Annotated in this window: 3 protein-coding genes; all 3 read right to left on the reverse strand. The window is 63.7% G+C overall.

The window, feature by feature from the left end:
• Window positions 1–535: phytoene/squalene synthase family protein (locus EN990_RS34825; protein ID WP_164766228.1), on the reverse strand; the 535-nt coding region annotated here is incomplete at its 3' end.
• A gap of 1 nt (window position 536) precedes the next feature.
• Complete coding sequence (locus tag EN990_RS34830; RefSeq protein ID WP_050596163.1) at window positions 537–980, reverse strand: Mth938-like domain-containing protein; 444 nt, start codon at window positions 978–980, stop codon at window positions 537–539.
• On the reverse strand, window positions 955–3,504 hold the full coding sequence (secDF, locus tag EN990_RS34835) for a protein translocase subunit SecDF (RefSeq protein ID WP_063172318.1): 2,550 nt from the start codon (window positions 3,502–3,504) through the stop codon (window positions 955–957). Before secDF ends, EN990_RS34830 begins: the two co-directional genes overlap by 26 nt.
• Window positions 3,505–3,622: the final 118 nt, after the last annotated feature.

Consider the following 3,622-nt stretch of genomic DNA (forward strand, 5'->3'; position numbering starts at 1 on the left):
GGACAAAACATTGTCCGCGCTGGCGGTGCAGCGGCAACAGCAGCAGCAGGCCGGTCATCGCCTGTGCGCAGCCTGCCCTGCCCGCCAGTTCGGCAAAGCGCGGCGCCTCGCCGGGGTCGAGCACCATCGCCGCAAGCTGGATGAGTGCTGCGGCCGTCTCGCCGCAATAGCCTTCCAGATCGGTGCGCGACGGCATCGGGTCGTCGTAGAGGTCGAAGATGCGCGCATCGAGCATGTTCTCGAAGGCCGGCTTCGGCAGGCCGAACGTCGCTATCGTAGCGTTCACGGCTTCGGCAGTGGGATGGCCGGCGCCGGCCTCGCCGCCGGCGGCAATGACATCGCGCCACCATTGCAGCCGCACCTCGCCCGGTAGCGCCTCATGGATGCGATCGCGAATACCTGATATCTCCGCGTTGAAGGCGTAGAGCGAAAACAGCGCGTAGCGCTTGCCGTCCGGCGCGTAGAGCGCGGTCAGATAGCGATCATGGTCGGCGGCACGCACCGCGTCCATGACGATTTCAGCGCTTCGAGGCATATCAATCGACGGCAATGAGCGCGGCAGCCACGGCGCGCTCTTCCGCCAGAAGGACATTGTAGGTCCGCACCGCGGCACCCGTCGACATCGGGTCGGATGCAATGCCGGCGGCCTTCAGCGCGGCCCGCAATGCAGCGGGCAACGGCCGAAGATCCCTGCCCATGCCGACCAGCAGGATCTCGATCTTGTCGGCCTCGGACAGCAGCCTGTCAAAATCCGCCACCGTCAGCGCCAAGGGATCCACCGGCTCCCAGCCATGGATGCCGGATGGCAGACAGAGCAGCGAACCGCGATGCGACATGTCGGCAAAGCGGAATCCGCCATTGCCGTAGGCTTCGATCGGCGCGCGGCCCGGGAAATGCGCCTCGCGGATGACGATGCCTTTGCTGGTCACCGTTAAACCTCTTCGGGGGGGCGCGTCAGGTCGCGACCGCCTTGCCGCCATTGACCGGCTTCTCCTCGTCGGCTGAAGCCTGCGGCCGCAGCTTGAACAGGATCAGCAGCGGTGCGGCGATGAAGATCGACGAATAGGTGCCGAAGATCACGCCGAACAGCATGGCCATGGTGAACGAGCGGATCACCTCGCCACCGAACAGAACCAGCGCCAGCAGCGCCAGGATCGTCGTCACCGAGGTCAGCGTCGTTCTCGACAGCGTCTCGTTGATGGCGTTGTTCAGGAGTTGCGGCAGCGGCATGCGCTTGTATTTTCGCAGATCCTCTCGGACACGGTCATAGACCACGATCGTATCGTTCAGCGAATAGCCGATGATCGTCAGGATCGCCGCCAGTGACGACTGGTTGAACTCCAGCCCGGAGATGACGAAGAAGCCGAGCGTCATGACCACATCGTGCACCGTCGCCACAATGGCGCCGACCGCGAACTGCCATTCGAAGCGGAACCAGACATAGATCAGGATGCCGAGCAGCGCGATCAGCATGGCGATCGTGCCTTGCTTGGCGAGCTCGCCGGACACGGTCGGTCCCACCACTTCGACGCGGCGGAAGTCATAATTATCCTGCAGCTCGCCGCGCACCTTGTCGATGACGGTCTGCTCGGCATTTTCGCCACCATCCTGCGTCCCGACGCGGATCAGCACGTCGTTCGGCGTACCGAACTGCTGCACCTGGACTTCACCGATGTTGAGTTCGGTCAGCCGCGCGCGGAGGTCGGCGAGATCGGCATTGCCGCTCTTGGCCTGCACTTCGATCAGCGAACCGCCCTTGAAATCGATGCCGTAGTTGATGCCGACGGTCATGAACAGCACCACCGACAGGATCGAAAGTGCGCTGGACAGCGTGAACGTCCAGCGACGGATGCCCATGAAGGGGATCTTGGTGCCGGGCGGAACGAAGGTCACCGGCGCCTTCGGCAATTCCTTCGGGCGAGCCCGGCGCAGCCAGATCGAGACCAGCAGACGGGTGAAGGTGAAGGCGGTGAAGACGGTCGTCAGGATGCCGATGGCATAGGTGATGGCAAAGCCCTTCACCGGACCGGTACCAAGATAGAACAGCACCACGGTGGCGATCAGCGAGGTGATGTTGGAATCGACGATGGTCGCCAGCGCCTTGGTGAAACCGGTATCGATCGCCTGGATGACCGAGCGGCCGGCGCGCCGCTCCTCGCGGATGCGCTCGTAGATCAGCACGTTGGAATCGACCGCCATGCCGATGGTCAGCACGATACCGGCGATGCCAGGCAAGGTCAGCGTCGCGCCAAGCAACGAGAGCACGCCGACGATCATCGCCACGTGCACCGCCAGCGCGATGTTGGCGAGGAAGCCGAGGAAGCCGTAGGCGACGAACATGAAGGCAACGACGAGGATAGAACCGATGATGCCGGCGACCTTGCCGGCATGGATCGAATCCTGGCCAAGGCCCGGACCCACTGTACGTTCTTCGATCACCGTCAACGTCGCCGGCAGTGCGCCGGCGCGCAGCAGCACGGCGAGATCGTTGGCGCTCTGGGCGGTGAAATTGCCGGAGATTTGGCCGGTGCCGCCGAGGATCGGCTCGCGGATCTGCGGCGCCGAAATCACCTGGTTGTCGAGGATGATGGCGAACAGCTTGCCGACATTTTGCGCCGTGGCCTGGCCGAAGCGCGCCGCCCCCTTCGAATCGAAGCGGAACGACACCACCGGCTCGTTGTTCTGCGAATTGTAGGTCGCCTGCGCATCGACGAGGTTTTCGCCCGAGACGATGACGCGGTTCTCGATCAGATACGGAACCGGCGGATCGTCCTGCGAATACAGCACCGACGAGCCGGCAGGCGGACGGCCGTTGAGCGCGTCCTGCACCGGCATCGACTGGTCGACCATCTGGAAGGTCAGCTTGGCGGTCTGGCCGAGGATTTCCTTCAGCCTTTGCGGGTCCTGAAGACCCGGCACCTGGACAAGGATACGGTCGTCGCCCTGCCGCTGCACGATGGGTTCGGTCGTGCCGAGTTCGTTGACGCGGCGTTCGACCACCTCGATCGACTGCGTCAGCGCGGTCGACGTGCGGTATTTGATGCCGGCATCGGTGACGTTGAACTTGAGCAGGCCGGGCTCGGAATCGTCGAGCGTCATTTCCTGCACGGAACCGCCGGTGAACAGGCCGGCGGCGACCGGATCGGTCAGCGTCTTCAGCGCCGTCTTGGCGGCATCGATCTGGGCGGGATCGGTAATGCGAACCTGCAGGGTCCGCCCGGTGCCGGCAAGGCCGGTATAGCCAATCTTGGCGTCGCGCAGCAGCGTGCGGATTTCGTCGCGCGTCGTCTCCAGCCGGTCCTTGATCAGATCGTTCTGGTTCATTTCCAGCAAGATGTGCGAACCACCCTGCAGGTCGAGGCCGAGCGTCATCTGCCGCTTCGGCACCCAGTTGGGCAGCTGCGCCAGCGTGCTGGCGGAGAACAGGTTGGGCGCGGCGAGGATCACCGTGATGGCCACGGCCACCCAGATCAGGATCATCTTGAAGCGCGAGAAATACAACATATGGCGTCGTCCGTCAGAGCGTGTCCGCGGATCGCTCCGCCTAAAATTGGATTATTTCTTGGCGTTCTGGTTGGCCACCGGCTCGCCCTTGACGCGCACATCGGCGATCGTCGAGCGC

The sequence above is a fragment of the Mesorhizobium sp. M7A.F.Ca.US.005.03.1.1 genome (assembly GCF_003997975.1).
In the GTDB taxonomy this organism is placed as follows: domain Bacteria; phylum Pseudomonadota; class Alphaproteobacteria; order Rhizobiales; family Rhizobiaceae; genus Mesorhizobium; species Mesorhizobium ciceri.